Genomic DNA, 23,103 nt, shown 5'->3' on the forward strand with positions numbered 1-23,103 from the left:
ATTCAGACCGCAGCCGCGTGAGGTATGGCGGGCTGGCCCAGCTTTTGAGCCGCAGGCGCAGCCGGTTTCTGGTGCGGCAGCATCAGCACCGGAATGCACTTGGAGGTGGGCGTACCGGCATTCGCCGCCACAGAAGATAGCGGCACCAGCGGATTTGTCTCGGGATAGTAGGCCGCCACGCAGCCGCGAGGGATGTTGTAGGCCACCAGCTTGAAGCCATCGGCCCGGCGTTCCTGGCCGTCATCCCATACGGTGTGGAAGTCGATCCAGTCGCCGTCTTTCATGCCCAGCGCGCGGATGTCATCTACGTTGGCAAACACCACGCGGCGCTGGCCGTAAACGCCACGGTAGCGGTCGTCCGCGCCGTAGATGGTGGTGTTGTACTGGTCGTGCGAACGGGTGGTCATCAGCGCGAACACGATGGCGTCGCCCTTGCGCTCGCGGGCGCGTTGCAGCGGCGTGCCGGTGGGCACGGCATGGGTTTTGAACACGGCCTTTTTGGAGGCGGTGTTCCAGACCCGCTCGCTGGCCGTATTGCGCAACCGGAAGCCCCCGGGCACCTGGATGCGCTGGTTGAAGTCCTTGAAGTCGGGGAACACAGCCTCGATCTTGTCGCGGATACGGCTGTAATCTTCCAGCAGCCACAGCCAGGGTGTCTTGCTACGCCCAGCCAGAGTCGTGGCGGCTAGCCGGGCCACGATAGCCGGCTCGGACAGCAAATGCGCAGACGCGGGCGGGTTGATGCCCATGGAGATATGCACCATGCTCATCGAGTCTTCCACCGTCACACCCTGCGCGCCGCCGGCCTGCATGTCGATCTCGGTACGGCCCAGGCAGGGCAGGATCAGCGCGGCCTTGCCATGCACGATGTGGCTGCGGTTCAGCTTGGTGGTGACGTGCACCGTCAAGTCACACTTGCGCAGCGCCTTCCAGGTCTGCACGGTGTCGGGCGTGGCCGTGGCGAAATTGCCGCCAAGCGCAAAAAACACCTTGCCCTTGCCGTCCAGCATGGCCTGGATGGATTCGACCGTATCAAAGCCATGTTCGCGCGGCGGCGTAAAGCCAAAGACTTTTTGCAGGTTGTCCAGCAAGGCCACGGGCGGCTTTTCCCATATGCCCATGGTGCGATCGCCCTGCACATTGCTGTGGCCGCGCACCGGGCACAGGCCAGCACCTGGGCGGCCGATGTTGCCGCGCATGAGCAGCAGATTGGTGATCATCTGGATGGTGGCCACCGAATTCTGGTGCTGGGTGATGCCCATGCCCCAGCAGGCGATCACGCTCTTGGCCTGGCGATACACCTCGGCTGCGGCGCGGATGTGCTCTGCGCCCAGGCCGCATTCGGACTCCAGCAGCGCCCAGGACTCGGTGCGCAGGTCGGCCAGCAGGGCCTCGAAACCAATGGTGTGCTCGGCGATAAAGGCATGGTCCAGCACATCCTGGCCCGCGTCCTGCAGCTCCACCAGATGCTTCATCATGCCTTTGACAAAGGCGAAGTCGCCGCCTATGCGCAGCTGGAAGTAGTGGGTGCTGATGGGCGTATCGCCCAGGGTGGCCATTTGCAGCTTGTCCTGCGGGTCGGCAAAGCGCTCCAGGCCGCGCTCGCGCAGCGGGTTCAGGCTGACGATGCGCGCACCGCGCTTGGCGGCGTGGCGCAGTTCGCCCAGCATGCGCGGATGGTTGGTGCCGGGGTTCTGGCCGAAGATGAAGATGGCATCGGCTTGTTCAAAGTCGTCCAGCGTGACCGTGCCCTTGCCTATGCCCACGCTTTCACGCATGCCGCTGCCGCTAGGCTCGTGGCACATATTCGAGCAGTCGGGGAAGTTGTTGGTGCCGTACTCGCGTACGAACAGCTGGTACAAAAAGGCAGCTTCGTTGCTGGCCCGGCCCGATGTATAGAAGATGGCCTGGTTCGGGTCGGGCAAGGCATTCAGGTGCCGGGCGATCAGCGCAAAAGCGTCGTCCCAGGCGATAGGCTTGTATTTGTCGTCGGCCGGATCAAAAACCATGGGCTCGGTCAGCCGGCCCTGGTCTTCCAGATAGAAGTCGCTCTGGGTGGCGAGCTCGGTGACGGTGTGCTGCGCGAAGAAGTCTGCCGTCACGCGCCGGGCCGTGGCCTCGGCCGCCACGGCCTTGGCGCCGTTTTCACAAAACTCGAAGGTGGATGCGTGGTTGCGGTCCGGCCAGGCACAGCCCGGGCAGTCAAAACCGTCGGGCTGGTTGGCATGCAGCAAGGTCTTGGCGCCTTTCAGGGCCACGTCCTGGTAAACCAAGGCCTTGCCCACGCTCCTCAGCGCGCCCCAGCCGCCTGCGGGGCCGGTATAAAACTCAATTTTTTGTTCGCTCATGGGAGATTCTTTCGTCTCGTTTTATACGGCCTTGCGCCCTACCCTGGTAGCTAAGGGGTTTTAAAGCTGTTCACCGCCGCGCCCAACGCGGTGGCTTGCTCGCGCATTTTCATGGCCGCAGCGGCGGACTCTTCTACCAGCGCGGCATTTTGTTGTGTCATTTCGTCAATCTCGGCCACGCTGCGGTTGACATCGGCAATGCCGGCGCGCTGCTCGTTGCTGGCCAGCGCAATTTCATCGACGTAGCCCACCACCTGCTGGATGGAACCGGTGATATCGGTCATGGACCGCTGGGCTTTCTCCACCAACTCCCCTCCGGTATCGGCGGTTTGCACCGATGCGGCAATCAGGTTGCGGATCTCCTTGGCGGCGGTGGCGGACCGCTGCGCCAGGCTGCGCACTTCCGAGGCCACCACCGCGAAGCCACGCCCCTGCTCGCCCGCACGGGCCGCCTCTACGGCCGCGTTCAGGGCCAGGATATTGGTCTGAAAGGCGATCCCGTCGATCAGGCCGATGATGTCGTTGATACGGTGCGCGCTGGACTTGATCTGCCCCATGGTGTCCACCACCTGGCCCACGATACCGCCACTGGTCAACGCCAGTTGGGCCACGGAGCCGACCAGAGCGTTCACCTGGTTGGCCTTGTCGGCCGTTTGGCTCACCGTGGCGGTGAGTTCGACGATGGCCGAGGCGGCGGAGTTGATCTCGCTGGCCTGCTTTTCGGTACGCGATGCCAGGTCGTTGTTCCCATCGGCGATCTCGCTCGTGCCGCTGGCCACCATGGACGCCGCCTGGCGCACATTGCCCACCAAGCCGGTCAGGCCGATACTGATGCCGTTGATGGCTAGCAGCAATTTGCCCACATCGTCACGGTCGCGCACGTCCACCTGGTTGGTCAGGTCGCCGCTAGCCAGGCGCAACGCGGCCTGGCGCCCCTGGTTCATAGGCTCGGTGACGTGGCGCTGCATCAAGAAATAGGTCAACCCCCACAGCATGGCCATGGAAAGCAACGTGAAACCGATGCTGAGCGGGTCCAACAATTTGCCGGTGGCCGCATGAAAGGCGCAGGCCAACACCGCATAGGCCAGCGCCAGGGTGGTCGCCATACGAGGCGCCACATGGACCGGCGCCATATCGCTCACATCCAGGCCCACGTACAAAATACCCACCACCTGGCCGGAGGCATCGCGCACCGGGTCGTAGCGGGTCATGCACTGCTTGCCAAAAATCGTGGCGTAGCCCACATAGGACTTACCGACCAGCGCCGCTCGGTAGGCCGGTTGGGAGCGGTCCAGCGGGGTGCCGATAGCACGCTCGCCGTCCTGCTTGCGCACGGAGGTCGTGATGCGGATGAAGTCTTCCCCCGTGCGCACAAAGATCGTGGCCCGCATACCGGTTCTTTGGGTAAAGCCGTCGGGCACGGAGAAATCCAGATTCAAAACCCGGTTTCCACAGCGCAGTACCGGCGTCTTCTTGCCCTGTACATCGATCTGCTGCGATGCGTCCACTACAAATCTCTCGGGCAACGTAGCCGCGAATGCCCTGGCTGCAGATTCGATACGCTGCTTCAATGTTTTGAATGGCTGCATTGCGTAAACCTCGTCTCGTCTGAAAAGTGAAAAAGCCTGCCAGGCGCTGTTTAACACAGCAACCGGCAGGCTTTGGGCAAAGTAGCTTCAGTGGAAGAACTTGGCTACGCTTTGCAGGGTGCGGTAAATACCCCAGATCAATGGCACGCCTACGGCCACCCAGGCCAAAGCCACCAGCACCGGACTCACGGCATGGTCGTTGACCACGCCGCTGGAGCCGACTTCGGAGGCAGCAGCTTTTTCGTGCGCCAGGCGTTTTTCATGGGCCAGCTCTTCCGGCGTCATGAAATGCTTGTCGGCCACCGGCTTGACCAGCAGATTGCAAATCAAACCAATAACCAGCATGCCAACCAGGATGTACATGGTCTGGTTGTAAACCTGCTCGCGGGGAATGCCCAAGCCCAATTGGTACTCGCGCATGTAGTTCACGACCACTGGACCCAAAATGCCCGCCGTAGCCCAGGCGGTCAACAGGCGACCATGGATGGCCCCCACCATTTGCGTACCGAACAGGTCGGCCAGATAGGCTGGCACGGTGGCAAAGCCACCGCCGTACATGCTCAGAATGACGCAGAAGGCACCCACGAACAAGACGATATTGCCGGCGGCCGCGCTGCCAGGTACGCTGAAATACATCACGCCGCCCAGCACGAAGAACACCACATAGGTCAGCTTGCGGCCCAACTTGTCGGACAGGCTGGCCCAGAAGAAGCGGCCACCGATGTTGAACAAGCTCAGCAGCGCGGTGAAGCCGGCCGCCACGGCAGCAATTGCCGCCAGCTGGGTTTTGTCCAGCTCGCCAAACTTCTGGCTCACGCCAATCAAGGTACCGCCAAACACCTCTTGCAACATCGGCGACGCCATGCCGATCACGCCAATGCCGGCGCTCACGTTCATGCACAGCACCATCCAGACCAGCCAGAACTGGGGAATGCCCCAGACCTTCTTCACGTGCACGTGGCGCTGGGTGATCATGGCGTTGTTGACCTGGGCGGGCGGCGGCGTCCAGCCTGCGGGTTTCCAGCCAGTTTCAGGCACGCGGTAGGTCAGGGCGCCGCCCATCATGAACACGAAATAGACCACGGCCATCACCACGAAGGTCTGGGCCACGCCTACGTTCGTGGGGGTGGCGAAATACTTCATCAGATCAGCGGCCAGTGGCGAGCCGATCATGGCGCCACCACCAAAGCCCATGATGGCCATGCCGGTGGCCATGCCACGGCGGTCCGGGAACCACTTGATCAAGGTCGATACCGGCGAGATGTAGCCCAAACCCAGGCCCACGCCACCGATCACGCCCGAGCCCACAATCATGAGCCAGAACTGGTGCAGGTACACCCCAATTGCCGATAGCAGCATGCCGCCACACCAGCAAACGGCCGACACCACGCCCGCCTTGCGCGGACCTACGCGCTCCAGCCAGCCACCCCACAGCGCGGCCGACGAACCCAGCAGCACGAAGAACAAGGTATACATCCAGCCCAGGGTGGAAATCTTCCAGTCACAGTTGGTGGTAAACAGCTCAGCCCAAAAACCCACTTCGGGGCCGCACTTGATGGCTTCCTTGATGCCCAAAGCCTTGGACAAAGGCAGCCAAAACACCGAAAAGCCATAGGCCATGCCGATGCATAGATGGATCGCCAACGCAGCCGGCGGCACCAACCAACGGTTGAAACCGGGGCCCGCAATAATGCGTTCCTTGTCTAAAAATCCTGCCATTCAGTCCTCCATTGCAGAAAAAGCCCGAAGCGGGCCGCAACAGTCTACACAATCAGTTACACAAAGAACGAATAGGGCGGTACAAGAATCATTCCTATCTGAAGGGTTATTCAGGCGCCAGAAACAAAACCGCCCCCAAACGGGGGCGGCCAACGGAGCGACAAAGCTCAGGTGTTCTTGGAGATCGTGATCGACGGGAACTTGGACGAGAAGTCCTTGTTCTTGCCGGCAATCGACACCGCGACCTGGCGGGCAATACGCTTGTAAATCGCTGCAATTTCGCCTTCTGGATCAGCAACCACCGTAGGCTTGCCACCGTCTGCCTGTATGCGGATCTGCATGTTCAAGGGCAAGGCCCCCAGGTAGTCCATGCCGTTGTCGGCCGCCATCTTCTTGCCACCATCGGCGCCAAAAATATGCTCCTGGTGGCCGCAGTTGCTGCATACATGGACAGCCATGTTTTCCACGATGCCCAAAATGGGCACGCCCACTTTTTCAAACATCTTGATACCCTTGCGCGCGTCCAGCAGCGCAATGTCCTGCGGCGTAGTGACAATGACCGCACCGGTCATGGGCACGCGCTGGCTCAGCGTCAACTGGATGTCGCCAGTACCAGGGGGCATGTCCACCACCAGGTAATCCAAGTCCTTCCAGTTGGTCTGGCGCAGCAGCTGCTCCAGTGCCTGGGTAGCCATGGGGCCGCGCCAGACCATGGCCTGGTCCTGGTCCACCAGAAAGCCGATCGACATGGCCTGTACGCCGTAATGCTCCATGGGCTCCATGGTCTTGCCATCGGCACTTTCGGGCTTGCCTGCTATTCCCAACATCATGGGCAGGCTGGGGCCGTAAATATCGGCATCCAGCAGGCCGACCTTGGCGCCCTCGGCGGCCAGTGCCAGCGCCAGGTTAACCGCCGTGGTGCTCTTGCCCACGCCACCCTTGCCCGAGGCCACGGCAACGATGTTCTTCACGCCCGGCAGCAGCTGCACACCGCGCTGTACCGCATGGGCGGCGACTTTGGTGGTGACGGTGATGTTGACGCTGCCCACACCGTCCAGGCTTTGTACCGCTGCAGTCAGGGCAGCCTGCAAGGCCGCTTCCTGGCTTTTCGCGGGGTAACCCAACTCCACGCCGAACACCACCGCACCGCCGGTGACGGCCAGATGGCGGATGGCTTTGGTGGAGACGAAATCGGTGCCGGTATTGGGGTCCACCACGGTTTTGATGGCATCCAGCACCTGCTGTTCTGAGAGAGGCATGCATAACTCCTAAGGGGCGCGTAGTCTATTTCAAACCAGCACGCCCCTGCCCCGTAGGGGCTTGCCGCTCTTGCCCGTAGGGACCTGCCACGCTTATTCGTCGCTGCCGATGCCAAACAAACTCAACAGGCTGCTGAACAAGTTGAAGATCGACAGGTACAGACCCACCGTAGCCAGCACATAGTTGGTTTCACCGCCGTTCACGATACGGCTGGTATCCATCAGGATGAAACCCGCCGACAGCAAAGCCACCATGGCCGACACCGCCAGACCCAGCGCGGGCACTTCCATGAACACGGCTGCCAAGCCGGCCAGCAGCGCAATCACCATGCCGGCAAACAGGAAGCCGCCCAGGAAACTGAAGTCGCGCCGCGTTGTCACCACCCAGGCCGACAGTGCCAGGAAGGTCACGCCCGTGGCCGCCAGTGCCATCGCCACGACTTCTCTGCCGCCAGGCAAGGCCAACGAGCGTGCCAGCACCGGCCCCAGCGTGTAGCCCATGAAGCCGGTAAAAGCGAACACCGCCGGCAAGGCCCAGCCGCTATTTTGCAACTTGTACACCGCAAACAGCAGGCCGAAACTACCCGCCAGGCTGATCAGCAAACCGGGCGACGGCGCCTGCAGCACCAGGCTGGCCGTGGCAACCACGGCGCTGAACAGCAGTGTCATCGCCAGCAAGGCATAGGTATTGCGCAGCACGCGGTTGACGGGCACGGTCTGTGCCACCGCCGTGGTAACCAGCCCGCCGCCCGGGTGGGTGCGAACGGTTGAGTTTAGGTTTTCCATGGTCTTTCTCCAAAAGAGGAAACAAGCCCCGACCATACGCCGCGCATTACCTCTTAAAAAGCAGATAATTTAGAACAAACCATTCACAAATACCTGAATATGGAACAAAGCTTCAGCTACCGGCACCTGCACTATTTCTGGGTCGTTGCGCACGAGGGCGGCATGTCGCGCGCAGCCGATCGTCTGGGCATGGCGGTGCAAACCATCAGTACCCAGGTACGTGAGCTGGAGCGTTCGCTGGGCGTAACCCTGCTCAAGCCCGACGGCCGCGGCCTGGCGCTGACCGAAGCCGGCGTGGCCGCGCTACGCCAGGCCGACCTGATCTTCCAACTGGGCGAGCAGTTACCCGCCACGGTGCGCGATGCCGTCAGCGCGCCGTCCGTGCGGCTGGCCGTGGGCATCTCCGACGGCCTGCCCAAGCTGGTCGCCCGGCGCCTGCTGCAGCCAGTGATGCAGGAGCCGCGCCTGCACCTGATCTGCCATGAAGATGAATTCGAGGACCTGCTGGGCGACCTGGCCCTGCACCGGCTGGACGTGGTGCTAGCCGACCGCGCCGCGCCGCCCAACCCCAACCTCAAGGTCTACAGCCACCGGCTGGGCGCGTCCGACATGACCTGGTACGCGCCGCCGCATCTGCTGGACGCAGCCACGCAGGACTTCCCCCGCAGCCTGGCCAAAGTACCGGTACTGCTGCCCACCACGCATGCCGCCGTGCGCCCCCGGCTGGACCACTGGTTCGAGCACCTGGGCATCAAGCCGCATATCACCGGGGAATTTGAAGACAGTGCCTTGCTGGCCACCTTCGGAGCCGAAGGCATGGGTGTGTTCGCGGCGGCCGAATGGGTCCATGAAGACCTGACCACCCGCTACGGCGTGCAGCGCATAGGGGCGTGCCAAGGGGTAGAAGAACAGTTTTACGCCATCGGAACCGAGAAGAAGGTGCAACACCCGCTGGTGCAGCGCCTGCTACCGGCCAAGAAACCCGCCTCTTGAACAAAAAGGCCACCAGCGCACATAAAACCTGCGCCAACAGCTACATATTCAATAGCATGCAAGGCGCATGCGCCAGCCCCATAAACCCTGATCAGGCCGCGCCGATGGCACCGGCGATGTCCAGCCTCGTCCGCGCCATGCGGATGCGCGGAGCACGCCACACCGCCGCTGGCCGTGCAATCTGAAAGTCCACCGACGGCTCGGCACTCAGCCGCACGTTGACCGCGTGCGGCGCAGTCCAACTGGCGGGGGCTTGCAGCCACACGTCTTCGCTGCGGCCATCCTGCGTCAACCACAAACGACCGGTGCTGACACGAAGCACCATGCCTGCGGCCAAACGCAGCGCCACCACATCGGGTGTGCGCAGTTCGAAGTGTTCAATTTTGACCATTGCCGTCTCCTGAAGAATCACCCACCACGACTTGCGGTGGAGTGGCATTCACTGTAGTCTTGGCACCTATACAGTACCGGTACAGTTCACCGAATAACTACCGCCACTGGCCTGCTCAAATCACCAATACAGTCCATGCCCACGTCCTCCACCTATCACAGCGCAACCCTGGGAGCGCAAACCACCCTGGTAGACCAACTGGTGCAGTGGGCCGAGCAGCGCATCCAGCAGCACGTGTTTCGCCCCGGCATGCGCATGCCTTCGGTGCGAGAGCTGGCGCAGGAACGGGGGGTGTCGCGTTTTACGGTAGTGGCAGCCTACGAGCGGCTGGTGGCGCGTGGGCACCTGCTGGCACGGCGCGGGGCGGGTTTTTTTGTGCGCGAAGCCGCGCCGCCGCCCAGCACGCGCGCCAGGTCGGCTCCTGCCCGCGCCAAACCGCAGCAGGCCATCAACATGGGTTGGATGGTGCGCAACATGACCAGTGGCATTCCGGCCCACCTGTCGCCAGGCTCGGGCTACCTGCCGCCCGATATGTGCGGTGGCGACCTGCTCAAAATGGGCCTGCGGGCGATGGCCAACCACAGCACCAGCCAGCAGTTGGCGCAGGGGGCTTCGGCCCAGGGCTATGCCCCGCTGCGTACGCAAATCCAGCGTACGCTGGCGGAGCGAGACATCGAGGCCCATCCATCGCAAATACTCACCACCACCGGCGCAGCCCAGGCCATAGACCTGGTATTTCGCATGATGCTACGCCCAGGCGACACTGTGCTGGTGGGCGAACCCGGCTGGTGCAATCCGCTGCTGTGGCTGCAAGGCGTGGAGGTGGTGGGTGTCCCCTATACGCCGCAAGGACTTGACGTGCAGGCCCTCACCGCGCTGGTAGAAAAGCACAAACCAAAGTTGATGTTCCTCAACCCCGTGCTGCACAACCCCACCGGCACATTGCTGAGTGCCGCCACGGCCTACCAGATTCTGCGGTTGGCCGAGGCCCACAACATCCTGGTCATCGAAGACGATATTTATTCCGACTTTCTGCCCCAGGGCATGGCCGTGACGCGCTTGGCCAGCCTGGACCAGTTACGCCGCGTGATGTATGTGAACAGCTTTTCAAAAATGCTTGCGCCCAACATCCGCGTGGGCTATCTGGCCGGCCCGGCTGAACTGGTGGACACCTTGACCACACACAAGCTGTTGACCGCGCTGACCACCCCCGAGATCAATGAGCGCATTGTCTACAAGGCGCTGACCGAGGGCAGCTACCGTAAGCACTGCCAGCGGGTGCACGCAGCTCTGGACAGCCTGCGCGAGCCTGCGTTCAAGCGTATGCAAGACCTGGGACTAAAGGCTTTTTGCCAGCCGCAGGCCGGTTTTCTGGGCTGGTTCGATACCGGGGTGGACACCAACCACCTGGCCGCCTTGGGGCTGGACGCGGGTTACCTACTGCGTCCAGGCACACTGTTTTCGCTACAGCAAACTCCCAGCCCGTGGATGGGCGTCAATATCGCCACCAGCCAGGACCCCGGCATGCTGGCCTGGCTGGAAAAAACCCTGGAACAACTACGCAGCCGCGGACAAAAATAAAGTGAAATCAGCCTGCTGCGCAGATGAAATAAGCACATTTCGCTACATATTCAATAGCATGCAAAGCAAGCACGCCAGCCCCATAAACCCTGATTGACGGCGGCCTGCGTGGCGCCGTCCAATGCAGCCATGTCCTCCACACTCCCCCACACACCTGCGGGTTTATTGCTCACCGGCGGCGGCGCCCGCGCAGCCTACCAGGTGGGCGTGCTGGAGGCCATCGCCGACCTGCGCCTGGCCTGCGGCGCGGGCGACCAGGGCAATCCCTTTCCCATCATCACCGGCACCTCGGCCGGTGCCATCAATGCCGCCGCGCTGGCCTGCGGCGCGGACAACTTCGACAGCATCGTGCGCCAGATGGTGGGCATCTGGAAGAACTTCACAGCCGACCAGGTCTACCGCACCGATGCCATTGGCGTGATGCGCAGCGGCGCGCGCTGGCTGACGCTGCTGTCGGTTGGCTGGATGCTGGCCAAGTGGCGCAAGGTCCACCCGCGCTCGCTGCTGGACAACAGCCCTTTGCACGAACTGCTGAAGCACCTGGTGCCGCTGGAGCGCCTGCCGCGCCTGGTGCGCCAGGGCCATGTACGGGCGCTGGCCGTCACTGCGTCCAGCTACAGCTCGGGCGAGCATCTGACCTTCTTCCAGGGCAGCACCGACCTGAAGCCTTGGGTGCGCTCGCAGCGCCAGGGCGTGCGCGGGCGCCTGCGGCTGAACCACCTGCTGGCCTCTTCGGCGATTCCCTTTGTGTTTCCGGCCACTCCGCTGCAGATCCACGGCCATACCGAATACTTTGGCGACGGCTCCATGCGCCAGTCGGCACCGGTGGGTGCGGCCATCCACCTGGGGGCGGAGCGCGTACTGGTCATCGGCGCGGGCCGCATGCACGAACCGCGCGAAGACGCCTCGCTCAAGCCCAATGACAGCTACCCCTCGCTGGCGCAGATCGCCGGCCACGCGCTGGCGAATATCTTCCTGGACGCCCTGGCGGTTGACGTGGAGCGGGTACGGCGCATCAACCATACCCTGTCGCTGATACCCGCCGAGCTACGCCACAACAGCGCCCTGCGCCCGGTGGAGCTGCTGCTGATCGCGCCGTCGCAGCGCATCGACCAGATCGCCGCACGCCATCTGCACGACCTGCCCCCCGCTATACGCACCATGCTGGGCGGCCTGGGCATGCGCTCTCAGCCAGAAGACGCCAAAGGCTCGGCCCTGGCCAGCTATCTGCTGTTCGAATCCAACTTCACCCGCGAGTTGATGGCGCTGGGCTATGCCGACGCGCAGCGCCAGCGCGCCGAAATATGCCGATTCTTCCGCTGGACCGATCCCCTGGCCGACCCCGCAACACCCCGGGTCGAGCGGCGCAAACACGCATTCCGCTGAACCGCCCCGGCCCGCTGGCAACGGCCCCACCCGAAGCGATAGCCCCCGACTAAAATCAAAGGCTGTTCTGAAAGCTAGTCTGTCCATGCCACGCCAACTCTTCGTCACCACCGCCCTACCCTACGCCAACGGCAACTTCCACATCGGCCACATCATGGAATACATCCAGGCCGACATATGGGTGCGGTTCCAGCGCATGCAGGGCAATGCAGTGAACTTCGTCGGTGCCGACGACACCCATGGCGCGCCCATCATGATCGCCGCCGAAAAAGCCGGCAAGACGCCACAGCAGTTCGTCGCCGACATCGCCGCCGGCCGCAAGCCGTATCTGGACGGCTTCCATATCGCCTTCGACAACTGGCACAGCACCGACGCGCCGGAAAACCACGCCATGGCGCAGCAGATCTACCGCGAGCTGAAGGCCAACGGCCTGATCTCCAGCAAGGTGATCGAGCAGTTCTTCGACCCCGAGAAGAACATGTTCCTGCCGGATCGCTTCATCAAGGGCGAATGCCCCAAGTGCCACGCCAAAGACCAGTACGGTGACAACTGCGAAGTCTGCGGCTCGGTCTACGCGCCCACCGACCTCATCAAGCCGTACTCGGCCCTGTCCGGCGCTACGCCCGAGCTGAAAAGCTCGGAGCATTTGTTCTTCCAGCTGTCCGACCCGCGCTGCGTGGCGTTTCTGGAGCAGTGGACGCAAGACGGCCGCCTGCAGCCCGAGGTAGCCAACAAGGTGAAGGAATGGTTCACCGTGCGCACCAACCCCGACGGCAGCACCAGCGAAGGCCTGGGCGACTGGGACATTAGCCGCGACGCGCCCTACTTCGGCATCGAGATCCCGGACTCGCCCGGCAAGTACTTCTACGTCTGGCTGGACGCACCCGTGGGCTACCTGGCCAGCCTGAAGAACCTGCTGGACAAGCGCGGCGAGAGCTATGACGCCTACATGGCCAACCGCGCGCTGGAGCAGTACCACTTCATCGGCAAGGACATCGTCACCTTCCACACCCTGTTCTGGCCGGCCATGCTGAAGTTCAGCGGCCGCAAGACGCCGGACTCGGTGTTCGTCCACGGCTTCCTCACGGTCAACAACGGCGAGAAGATGAGCAAAAGTCGCGGCACCGGCCTGGACCCGCTGAAGTACCTGGGCCTGGGCATGAACCCCGAATGGCTGCGCTACTACATCGCCGCCAAGCTGAGCGCCCGCAACGAAGACATCGACTTCAACGCCGACGACTTCATGGCCCGCGTGAACAGCGATTTGATTGGCAAGTACGTCAATATTGCATCTCGTGCGGCCGGTTTCCTGAGCAAACGCTTCGGCGGAAAATTGGGCACGATTTCGGCCGACGGCGCAGATTTGATCAGTACCATCAGCTCTCAAAAAGAGAGCATTACCACAATGTACGAGCAGCGCGAATACGCCAAGGCGCTGCGTGAAACCATGCTGCTGACCGACCGCGTGAACTCCTATGTGGACGCCAACAAACCCTGGGAACTGGCCAAACAGGAAGGTGCTGACGCAAGACTTCAAGACGTGTGCAGCACCTGTATCGAAGCCTTCCGCCTACTGACCATCTACCTGAAGCCCGTGCTGCCCGCGCTGGCCGCACAAGTGGAATCGTTCCTGAACGTGGCTCCACTCGGCTTTGCCGATGCCGCCACACAGCTGGGCGCAGGCCATGCGATTGGCGACTACAAGCATTTGATGCAGCGCGTGGACATCAAACAACTTGATGCATTGTTTGAGCCTCCAGCGCAGGCGGAACCTGCGCAAGCAGCTACAGAAACTGTAGTACCGGGTGGCGAGGAGATTGCACCGACCATCACCATCGACGACTTCGCCAAGGTCGATCTGCGCATCGCAAGAATAGTGAACTGCGAGCCGGTCGACGGCTCCACCAAGCTGCTGCGCCTGACCCTGGACGCCGGCGAAGGCCGCATGCGCAATGTATTCAGCGGCATTGCCGCCCATTACACGCCGGACCAGCTGATCGGCAAGCTCACCGTGCTGGTGGCCAACCTGGCACCGCGCAAGATGAAGTTCGGCATCAGCGAAGGCATGGTGCTGGCCGCCAGCCATGCGGATGAAAAAGCCCAGCCCGGCGTCTACGTGCTGGAGCCCTTCCCCGGAGCGCAACCCGGTATGCGCATCGGCTAAGCATGGCCTCCCCGCTTGCCCGCTTCCGCCCGCGTCTGTGGGACGCGTTGCGCGGCTATAGCGGGGAGCGTTTCGCCAAGGACGTGGGCTCGGGCGTCACGGTCGGCATCGTGGCCCTGCCGCTGGCCATGGCGTTTGCGATTGCCAGCGGCCTCACGCCCCAGGCGGGGCTGTGGACGGCCATCATCGCCGGCTTCATCATCTCCGCGCTCGGCGGCACCACGGTGCAGATTGGTGGGCCGGCGGGCGCCTTCATCGTCATCGTCTACGGCATCGTCGAGCGCTACGGCGTGGCCAACCTGCTGATCTCCACCGCCTGCGCGGGCGTGCTGCTGTTCGGCCTGGGCCTGTTCAAGCTGGGCACGCTGGTGCGCTATGTGCCGGTGAGCATCGTCATCGGCTTCACCAATGGTATTGCGGTGCTGATTGCGCTATCGCAGCTGAAGGACTTGCTGGGGCTGGACATTGCCAAGATGCCGGGCGACTTCTTCTCGCAGATCAAGACCATTGCCGCCCACCTGGGCAGCGCCAACCCGTATGCCTTCGCGCTGGGCGCACTATGCATCCTGGGGCTGGTGGTCTGGCCGCGCATATTCGTGCAGGGTTCGCCGGTGATACGCCTGCTGGAGGGGCGCACGGTGCGCACCTTCGCCCGCGTGCCAGGGCCCATCATGGCGCTGGTCAGCCTGTCGCTGCTGGCCTGGGGTCTGGACCTGCCGGTAGAGACGCTGGGCAGCCGCTTTGGCCAGATTCCGGGCGGCCTGCCGGCGTTTGCGCTGCCCGACTTCAGCTGGGCCACGGTGCGCCTGCTGGTGACGCCCACCATCACCATCGCTCTGCTGGGCGCCATCGAGTCGCTGCTGTGCGCCCGCGTGGCCGACCAGTTGGCCACCGACCCACACCATGTGAAGCACGACCCCAACCAGGAGCTGATGGCCCAGGGCGTGGCCAATTTCGTGGTGGCTTTCTTTGGCGGCATGCCGGCCACCGGCACGATTGCGCGCACGGTGACGAATATCCGCTCCGGCGCCACATCACCCATCGCGGGCATCGTGCACGCCCTGGTGCTGGCCGTGGTGGTGCTGGTGGCCGCGCCTCTGGCCCTGTACATCCCGCTGGCGGTGCTGGCAGGCATATTGCTGTTCGTGGCCTGGAACATGGGCGAATGGCATGAGTTTGTGCGCCTGCGCAACTTCAGCAGCCACTACCGCACGCTGTTGCTGGGCACCTTCTTTCTGACCGTGGTGTTCGACCTGACCGTGGCCGTGGAGGTGGGCATGGTGCTGGCCTGCATTCTTTTCATACGCCGCATGAGTTCGCTGTTCCGCGTGGCACCACTGCCGTCCAAACCGGAGGTGTTGGCATTCAAGCTGTATGGCGCGCTGTTTTTTGGCGCGGTGGCCAAGATCGACCCCATTGTGCGGGCGGTGGAAAAACACCCTGCGGGCATGCGGGTGGAGCTAGACGCATCGCAGCTGATCTCGTTGGATGCGACCGGCCTGGACGCGCTGGAGCAGCTGTTCAAAGTGGTGCTGCAGCACGGTGGCCAGCTGCACATCCGCCATGTGAACCCCCAGCCACGTGGGCTGATGGAGCGCTCGGGCTTTGCGGCGCGGCTGAACGGCTTCCAGCCGGCACCGGCCACCCGGTACTGAGATTGCGCTAGCGCCGCTCGGTGTCCGGGTCGGTGACGGACAAGGTGCGCAGCACCCGCATGTCCGGGTCAAACACCACGGTGAACACCATGGACTGGTTGGGCGGCAACAGGTAGCGCCAGTCGTAGTCGGTCTCGTGCTTGAGCACAAAGGGCGTGATCTTCATGGGCTTGCCCAGCATGCGGCGCACCTCTTCCATGGCCATGCCGGGCTGCACCTTGGCGAAGTTTTCCGGCGTCAGCACCTGGCGCAGCGCGGCCATCTTGCCGTCCGGGGCTATGGTGACCATGTAGTTGCGGTGGCCGGCGGGTTGGCGGTTGTATTCAAAGATACGGGCGCCACCGGGCGCGTCCCAGATGTTCTCGGGCGTGCCGAACTGGGCGCGCACATCGGCCTCGGTGGCCACACCTTCTTCGAGCTGGTCTATACGCTGCGCATCACAGCCCAGCAGGCCCACCACGGCGGCCCAGATCGTCGCCATCAACGCCATTCGCCAAATCCTTTGCACCACACGCGCCCCCGGTAAAATCACGCCCATCCATGCCCGTTCTGCGGCATGCCAGAGCCAACACTGAGGTTTAGTTTATGCCCTTCTTCCGCCGCGCCGACTACACGTCCGAAACCACGGATTTCATCGAACAGCTGAAAGCCCAAAAACCCCAGCTGGAGGCCCAGCAACTCGCAGGCCGTGCCCTGCTGTGGGACAAAAAAGTGGACCGCGACGCGCAGGCCGAATTCCGCGCCGGCCGGGTCGAGCAAAAGCCCTACGTCTACCAAACCAATAGTTAAATAGAAAAACTGCTTGCAGCGCAGGTAGTACCTGCGCAAGCAGCTATTTATTCCATAGCAGCAATGGCATCCGCCAAGCCCGCACACGCGGACGCAGAAGCATTGCCCGCAGGCAGTGCCGCCGCCCTGGAAAGCATGCCCGCAGTGGTTGACCAGGTGGCCTTGGCGCGCCTGTACGGCGAGCCGCTGTTTGCCATGCCACTGGACCTGTACATCCCGCCCGACGCGCTGGAGGTGTTTCTGGAGGCCTTCGAAGGCCCGCTGGACTTGCTGCTGTACCTGATACGCAAGCAGAACTTCAACATCCTCGACATTCCCATGGCGCCGCTGACGCGCCAGTACCTGGCCTATGTGGACGAGATCCGCAGCCGCAACCTGGAGCTTGCGGCCGACTATCTGCTGATGGCGGCCATGCTGATCGAGATCAAGTCGCGCATGCTGCTACCACCCAAGAAGGTGGCCGAGGGAGAAGAGGCCGAAGACCCGCGTGCCGCCCTGGTGCGCCGCCTGCTGGAGTACGAGCAGATCAAACTGGCCGCCGCCCGGCTCAACGCCTTGCCGCAGTTCGGCCGCGACTTCCTGAAGGCCCAGGTCTACATCGAACAGGCTCTGCAGCCCCGCCTGCCCGAGGTCCACATCGCCGATCTGCAAGAGGCCTGGCGCGACATCCTGCGCCGAGCCAAGCTGGTGCAGCACCACAAGATCAGCCGCGAGGAACTGTCGGTGCGCGAGCACATGAGCTTTGTGCTGAAAGTGCTGCAGGGCCGCAAGTTCGTCGAGTTTGAAGAACTGTTCGACCCGGCCAAGGGCATGTCGGTGCTGGTCGTGACCTTCATCGCCCTGCTGGAGCTGGGGAAGGAAACCCTGGTTGAAATCGTCCAGGCCGAGGCCTTTGCGCCGATTTACGTGCGCCTAGCCTACGTATCTGTATAACACACCCAGGCTCCAGTGCGTAGCACTTTCCGCCAACCCCCTTGCAGGGGGCAGTACCAGCGGCCTGGCAAAGCCAGTTCCGCGGTACTTCTGGAACGGCAGCTTCGCTACGCTTGCCTTAAAAGTTCTTCAACCTTTAAATTGCTTACGGTAGCGGCCTGGCAAGTCGGCCACGCGCATCAGCATGGGCAGGTCAGCGGTGTTGAAGTCCGGGTCCCAGGCCGGTGCGCCCAGCACCTTGGCGCCCAAGCGCAAGTAGCCGCGGATCAGAGCCGGTGGCTCGATGTCCAGGCTGCTGTCGAACTGGTGCAACGGCAGCGGCAAGCGGGGTTGCACATGGTATTCAATCGGTGCCATATGGCTGGCCTGCAGCTGGCGCCAGATGCTGGCTGCCGCGTCGCCGCTGACCAGGCCGTTGTGCAGCATGGGGATGCTGGCACAGCCCACCATGGTGTCGAGCTGGTTGCGCTGCATGAACTCGGCCAAGGCACTCCACAGGGCCAGGATCACGCCACCGTGGCGGTGCGCGGGATGCACGCAGCTGCGGCCCAGCTCCACCATGCGGCTGCGCAGGCTGCGCAAGCGCACCAGGTCAAATTCGGTATCGCTGTAGGTGCTGCCCACGCGCTTGGCCTGAACCGGGGTGAGCACGCGGTAGGTGCCAATCACTTCCTGGGTGGCCACATCCCGCACCAGCAGATGCTCGCAAAAGTCATCGAACAGGTCCACATCGTGGCCCGGTACGCGGCTGGACAGGCGTGCGCCCATTTCCACCGCAAAAACCTGGTACCTCAGGCGCTGGGCTTCGCGGACTTCGTCCTGCTGCCGCGCCCAGGAAACCACGAACCCCGCCCCAGGCTGCGCATCCGCACTGCGGCCCGGTGCTTCCAACCGTTCTGAGGGTCGATGAAGTGACCCCCGAAGCAAAGACGCGGGCGTCAACGGCGAGAGTGCGAAGGTGGGGGTAGGCAGTTCTTTCATGGACTTCTCCTGTGTTGGAGAGAGTCTGAAAGAGCGTCATGACAACACCGTGTAGGTTTTATGGCGTCAGCGTGACATTACAACTGATACATCTCGCAGTGGCGCCGAGCAGGCTAAAGACGAAGGGCCGCAACATGGCGGCCCTTGTTTGGCAGCAAAGACGCTCAGCGCAAGGTCGCCGCGATCCGCTCGGCGCAGGCCTGGGCCTGCTGCGCGTCGCGGGCTTCCACCATGACGCGCACCAGGGGTTCAGTGCCGCTGGCGCGTATCAGCACGCGGCCGTTCTTGCCCAGCTCGGCCTCCACCGCCTTGGTGGCAATTGGCAGCTGGGTATTGGCCTTCCAGTCCTGGCCAGGCTGCAAACGTACATTCACCAGGGTTTGTGGGAACAGGGTCAGGTCGGCCAGAAGTTCAGACAGGCTTTGGCCGGCGCGCACGCAGGCTTGCAGCACTTGTAGCGCACTGACCAAGCCGTCGCCCGTGGTGTGCTTGTCCAGCGCCAGCAAATGGCCGGAGCCCTCGCCACCCAGCAACCAGCCGCGTTTTTCCAGTTCTTCCAGCACATAGCGGTCACCCACCTTGGCGCGCACCAATTCCACGCCCTGTTCCTGCAAAGCCAGCTCCACGGCCATATTGGTCATCAAGGTGCCCACCACACCGGGCACGGCATCGCCCGCGCGCTTGCTGGCGGCCTTGCCACCACGCGACAGGCGCTCTTTCACCATCAGGTACAGGATCTCGTCGCCGTTGAACAGCCTGCCCTGGCTGTCCACCATTTGCAGACGGTCGGCATCGCCATCCAAGGCCACACCAAAGTGGGCCTGGTGGGCTTTGACGGCCTCTACCAGGGCTTGGGGATGGGTCGCACCCACCTTGTGGTTGATGTTCAGACCATCGGGTGCGCAGCCGATGGCGATGACCTCGGCGCCCAACTCGTGAAAGACCTTGGGCGCAATGTGGTACGCCGCGCCGTGGGCGGCATCCACCACGATGCGTAAGCCTTTCAGCGTCAAGGCGTTGGAGAAGGTACTTTTGCAGAATTCGATATAGCGGCCAGCGGCATCTTCCAGGCGGCGGGTCTTGCCCAGCGAGGCTGAATCGGCCCACACCGGAGGTTTGTCCAAGGCCTCTTCGACCGCCATTTCCCAGGCGTCGGGCAACTTGGTGCCTTCGGCGCTAAAGAACTTGATACCGTTGTCCGGGAAGGGGTTGTGGCTGGCACTGATGACGACACCCAGGCTGGCACGCTGCGCGCGCGTCAAATAAGCCACGCCCGGCGTGGGCAGCGGCCCCAGCAAGACCACGTCGACACCGGCAGAGTTGAAGCCGGACTCCAACGCGGACTCCAGCATATAACCGGAAATACGGGTGTCCTTGCCAATCAGCACGGTGGGACGGGCCTCGGTCTGCTTCAGCACGCGCCCCACGGCATGGGCCAGACGCAATACAAAATCAGGGGTGATGGGAGCTTGGCCGACGGTGCCTCGGATGCCGTCGGTGCCGAAATAGGTACGGGTCATTTTTTTCCTGTTCTTATGAAATGCGTGCGATTACATCGCAGTTTTGCTAGTTTTCTAATAGCTGTCTCAACCAGCGCTCGCCACCCGCCAAACCTTGAGGGCCTGTACCGTCTGGGCCACGTCATGCACGCGCACGATACGGGCACCACGCTCCACCGCCAGCAAGGCGGCCGCTATGCTGGGCACCAGCCGCTCCTGCGGGGGCAAAGCGCCACCACCAGCTCCCATCAGAGCCAAAGAAGATTTGCGAGACCAACCCACCAAGAGCGGATACCCCAAGGCCAGCAATTCAGACTGGCGCGCCAGCAAGGCAAAGTTCTGCTCCACGGTTTTGCCAAAGCCAACACCAGGGTCGAGTGTAATACGAGCCTTTTCAACCCCCAGCGCAGACAAACCCTGCGCTGAGCGCTTCAAAAACAATAGCACCTGCTGCACCACATCGCCTTGCATGGGTGCGGCCTGCATGGTCATAGGTTCACGGTGCATGTGCATTAGGCAGACCCCGCATGACGGATGGCTGGCCACGATGTCAGGGCCTCGGTACTGCGGTGCGGCGGGGTCCGTCCAACGCAGCGCCCAGATATCGTTGACGATGTCCGCTCCGGCATCCAGCGCGGCCTGCATGACCTGCGGCTTGTAGGTATCCACCGAGATAGGTACACCCAAGGTGGCTGCCGCACGCAACACGGGCAGCAGGCGTGCCAGCTCCTGCTCTACCGGCACCGGCTGGGCGCCAGGGCGAGTGGACTCCGCGCCCAGGTCCAGAATCTGGGCCCCGTCGAGCAGCAACTGCTCACAATGCGCCAAGGCAGCCGAGGTGACTGCATGCTGGCCACCGTCTGAAAACGAGTCAGGGGTGAGGTTGACGATGCCCATGACCTGGGGCTGATCCAAATTAACCTGAAAGCGGGAGGTTTGCCAATACATGAGCGCTCAATACCGAGAAGGACTACTTCAAAAACAGAAAAGGGCCCTTAGAGGGCCCTTTTCAACCGGCGCAGCGCTCAGGCTGCGGTAGGTGCTGGGTCAGTAGTGACAGCAGGTGCTCCGCCGCTGCCACCATTGCTGCCGCCACCCGTTGGTGTGCGCGGCGTCCAGTCCTTGGGAGGACGCGGCTCACGGCCGGCCATGATGTCATCAATCTGGTCGATATCGATGGTTTCCCATTCCAGCAAGGCCTTGGCCATGGCGTGCATTTTGTCGGCGTTGTCTTCGATCAGCTTGCGCGCCAAGGAGTATTGCTGATCGATGATGCGGCGGACTTCACTGTCCACCTTTTGCATCGTCTGTTCGCTCATATTGGTGGTCTTGGTCACCGAGCGGCCTAGAAACACTTCGCCTTCGTTTTCCGCGTACACCATCGGGCCCAGTGCATCGGTCATGCCGTAACGGGTCACCATATCGCGGGCGATGGAGGTGGCACGCTCGAAATCGTTGCTGGCGCCGGTGGTCATCTGGTTCATGAACACTTCTTCGGCGATACGACCACCGAACAACATGCTGATCTGGCTCAGCATGTATTCGCTGTCGTAGCTGTAGCGGTCTTGGGCCGGCAAGCTCATGGTCACACCAAGCGCGCGGCCACGGGGGATGACGGTAACTTTGTGCACCGGGTCGCACTTGGGCAGCAGCTTGCCGATCAGGGCGTGGCCAGACTCGTGGTAGGCCGTGTTGCGGCGCTCTTCCTCGGGCATGACCATGCTCTTGCGTTCCGGGCCCATCAGGATCTTGTCCTTAGCCTTCTCGAAGTCCTGCATTTCCACCACACGGGCATTGCGGCGAGCGGCCATCAGCGCAGCTTCATTGCACAGGTTGGCGAGGTCCGCACCCGACATGCCGGGCGTGCCGCGGGCGATGATGCTGGCGTTCACGTCCTGGCTGACCGGTACCTTGCGCATGTGCACATGCAGGATCTGCTCACGACCACGGATGTCCGGCAGGGTTACGTAGACCTGGCGGTCGAAGCGGCCTGGGCGCAGCAAGGCCGCATCCAGAATGTCAGGGCGGTTGGTAGCAGCCACCACGATCACGCCGAGATTGGTTTCAAAACCGTCCATCTCGACCAGCATCTGGTTCAAGGTTTGTTCACGTTCGTCGTTACCGCCGCCCAAGCCGGCGCCACGTTGGCGGCCAACTGCGTCGATTTCATCAATGAAGATGATGCAGGGTGCATTCTTTTTTGCGTTTTCGAACATGTCGCGAACACGGGCTGCGCCCACGCCGACGAACATTTCGACGAAATCAGAACCGGAAATCGAGAAGAAAGGCACCTTGGCTTCACCAGCAATGCCCTTGGCCAACAGCGTCTTACCAGTACCGGGAGGGCCTACCAGCAGCAACCCACGCGGAATACGGCCACCCAGTTTTTGAAATTTTTGCGGGTCTTTCAGGAAGTCCACGACTTCCTTGACCTCTTCCTTGGCCTCGTCGCAACCCGCCACATCGGCAAAGGTCACAACGTTGTTGTTTTCGTCCAGCATGCGGGCCTTGCTCTTGCCGAAGCTGAACGCACCACCCTTGCCACCACCTTGCATCTGGCGCATGAAGTACACCCAGACGCCGATCAACAGCAGCATGGGGCCCCAGCTGACCAGTAGCGTGGTGAGCAAGGAACCTTCTTCGCGGGGCTTGACGTCGAATTTGACATTGTTGGCGATCAGATCACCAACCAAGCCACGGTCCAGATAAGTGGCATTGGTGCGGATACGGCGGTCATCATTGGTGATGGCCACAATCTCGGTACCGCCCTGGCCTTCCTGTATGGTTGCTGTCTTGATGTGCTTGTTACGCACTTCGTCCAGAAACTCGGAATAGCCAAGATAGCCAGACCCCACGCTAGCGCGGGTGTCGAACTGTTTGAAAACCGTGAATAGCACCATCGCAATGACGAGCCAGACGGCAATTTTGGAAAACCACGGATTTTTCAAGCAAGGCTCCGGTAGAAAGACTTCAACGTAAGTGCGTACTATTTTAGGCGTTTCAAGGCCACGCACCGTATATCTTGACTAT

General features: G+C 62.3%; 18 protein-coding genes. 7 read left to right on the forward strand and 11 right to left on the reverse strand.

Annotated features, from left to right (window positions below; genetic code table 11):
• Window positions 1-2: 2 nt before the first annotated feature.
• The 5 genes from AC07R0_RS18250 to AC07R0_RS18270 form a co-directional block, all read right to left on the reverse strand.
• A complete protein-coding gene (locus tag AC07R0_RS18250) occupies window positions 3-2,348 on the reverse strand; it encodes an FdhF/YdeP family oxidoreductase (RefSeq protein WP_495105887.1) in 2,346 nt (781 codons plus the stop codon).
• Window positions 2,349-2,398: 50 nt separating this feature from the next.
• The gene (locus AC07R0_RS18255) at window positions 2,399-3,937 is read right to left on the reverse strand and encodes a methyl-accepting chemotaxis protein (RefSeq protein WP_495105888.1); all 1,539 of its coding nucleotides are present in this window, start codon (window positions 3,935-3,937) and stop codon (window positions 2,399-2,401) included.
• Between the two features lie 87 nt (window positions 3,938-4,024).
• Entirely contained in the window at window positions 4,025-5,656 is a 1,632-nt protein-coding gene (locus AC07R0_RS18260) for an OFA family MFS transporter (protein ID WP_495077290.1), read from the reverse strand.
• 167 nt (window positions 5,657-5,823) lie between these two features.
• A complete protein-coding gene (apbC, locus tag AC07R0_RS18265) occupies window positions 5,824-6,915 on the reverse strand; it encodes an iron-sulfur cluster carrier protein ApbC (RefSeq protein ID WP_495105889.1) in 1,092 nt (363 codons plus the stop codon).
• A 93-nt stretch (window positions 6,916-7,008) separates the two neighbouring features.
• Window positions 7,009-7,701 carry a Bax inhibitor-1/YccA family protein gene (locus AC07R0_RS18270; protein WP_495105890.1) on the reverse strand — a complete coding sequence of 231 codons (693 nt, stop codon included), beginning with the start codon at window positions 7,699-7,701 and terminating at the stop codon, window positions 7,009-7,011.
• Window positions 7,702-7,800: 99 nt separating this feature from the next.
• On the opposite strand from AC07R0_RS18270, the gene AC07R0_RS18275 reads away from it, so the two are divergent.
• A complete protein-coding gene (locus tag AC07R0_RS18275; RefSeq protein ID WP_495105891.1) occupies window positions 7,801-8,694 on the forward strand; it encodes a LysR family transcriptional regulator in 894 nt (297 codons plus the stop codon).
• A gap of 91 nt (window positions 8,695-8,785) precedes the next feature.
• Here AC07R0_RS18275 and AC07R0_RS18280 read toward each other — a convergent pair whose 3' ends face one another.
• Entirely contained in the window at window positions 8,786-9,085 is a 300-nt protein-coding gene (locus tag AC07R0_RS18280; RefSeq protein ID WP_495095927.1) for a DUF2917 domain-containing protein, read from the reverse strand.
• 111 nt (window positions 9,086-9,196) lie between these two features.
• Here AC07R0_RS18280 and AC07R0_RS18285 point away from each other — a divergent pair, with 111 nt between their 5' ends.
• The 4 genes from AC07R0_RS18285 to AC07R0_RS18300 all read left to right on the forward strand — a co-directional run bounded on the left by AC07R0_RS18285 (window position 9,197) and on the right by AC07R0_RS18300 (window position 15,871).
• Window positions 9,197-10,666, forward strand: a complete 1,470-nt coding sequence (locus tag AC07R0_RS18285) for an aminotransferase-like domain-containing protein (protein ID WP_495105955.1) — start codon at window positions 9,197-9,199, stop codon at window positions 10,664-10,666.
• A 129-nt stretch (window positions 10,667-10,795) separates the two neighbouring features.
• Entirely contained in the window at window positions 10,796-12,052 is a 1,257-nt protein-coding gene (locus AC07R0_RS18290) for a patatin-like phospholipase family protein (RefSeq protein WP_495077284.1), read from the forward strand.
• A gap of 85 nt (window positions 12,053-12,137) precedes the next feature.
• Window positions 12,138-14,216 (forward strand): methionine--tRNA ligase, encoded by a 2,079-nt coding sequence (gene metG / locus AC07R0_RS18295; RefSeq protein WP_495077283.1) that lies wholly within the window; start codon window positions 12,138-12,140, stop codon window positions 14,214-14,216.
• A 2-nt stretch (window positions 14,217-14,218) separates the two neighbouring features.
• Window positions 14,219-15,871 (forward strand): SulP family inorganic anion transporter, encoded by a 1,653-nt coding sequence (locus AC07R0_RS18300; RefSeq protein ID WP_495077282.1) that lies wholly within the window; start codon window positions 14,219-14,221, stop codon window positions 15,869-15,871.
• 7 nt (window positions 15,872-15,878) lie between these two features.
• Here the strand turns inward: AC07R0_RS18300 and bamE are convergent, their stop codons facing one another.
• The gene (gene bamE / locus AC07R0_RS18305) at window positions 15,879-16,361 is read right to left on the reverse strand and encodes an outer membrane protein assembly factor BamE domain-containing protein (RefSeq protein ID WP_495077281.1); all 483 of its coding nucleotides are present in this window, start codon (window positions 16,359-16,361) and stop codon (window positions 15,879-15,881) included.
• Between the two features lie 95 nt (window positions 16,362-16,456).
• Between bamE and AC07R0_RS18310 the strand changes: the two genes are divergently transcribed.
• Together AC07R0_RS18310 and AC07R0_RS18315 are read left to right on the forward strand one after the other, a co-directional pair.
• Window positions 16,457-16,660, forward strand: a complete 204-nt coding sequence (locus AC07R0_RS18310; protein ID WP_495077280.1) for a DUF3460 family protein — start codon at window positions 16,457-16,459, stop codon at window positions 16,658-16,660.
• A gap of 63 nt (window positions 16,661-16,723) precedes the next feature.
• Window positions 16,724-17,593, forward strand: coding sequence for a segregation and condensation protein A (locus tag AC07R0_RS18315; protein ID WP_495077279.1), 870 nt, complete (start codon window positions 16,724-16,726; stop codon window positions 17,591-17,593).
• A 129-nt stretch (window positions 17,594-17,722) separates the two neighbouring features.
• On the opposite strand, the gene AC07R0_RS18320 is transcribed toward AC07R0_RS18315, so the two are convergent.
• From AC07R0_RS18320 to ftsH, 4 genes are all read right to left on the reverse strand, one after another.
• A complete protein-coding gene (locus AC07R0_RS18320) occupies window positions 17,723-18,574 on the reverse strand; it encodes a GNAT family N-acetyltransferase (RefSeq protein ID WP_495105892.1) in 852 nt (283 codons plus the stop codon).
• Window positions 18,575-18,738: 164 nt separating this feature from the next.
• A complete protein-coding gene (glmM, locus tag AC07R0_RS18325; RefSeq protein WP_495105893.1) occupies window positions 18,739-20,094 on the reverse strand; it encodes a phosphoglucosamine mutase in 1,356 nt (451 codons plus the stop codon).
• Window positions 20,095-20,160: 66 nt separating this feature from the next.
• Entirely contained in the window at window positions 20,161-21,021 is an 861-nt protein-coding gene (gene folP / locus AC07R0_RS18330; RefSeq protein WP_495105894.1) for a dihydropteroate synthase, read from the reverse strand.
• Between the two features lie 77 nt (window positions 21,022-21,098).
• Window positions 21,099-23,021, reverse strand: a complete 1,923-nt coding sequence (gene ftsH, locus AC07R0_RS18335) for an ATP-dependent zinc metalloprotease FtsH (RefSeq protein WP_495077275.1) — start codon at window positions 23,019-23,021, stop codon at window positions 21,099-21,101.
• Window positions 23,022-23,103 lie beyond the last annotated feature (82 nt).

This window comes from Rhodoferax sp. GW821-FHT07F03 (assembly GCF_059418745.1).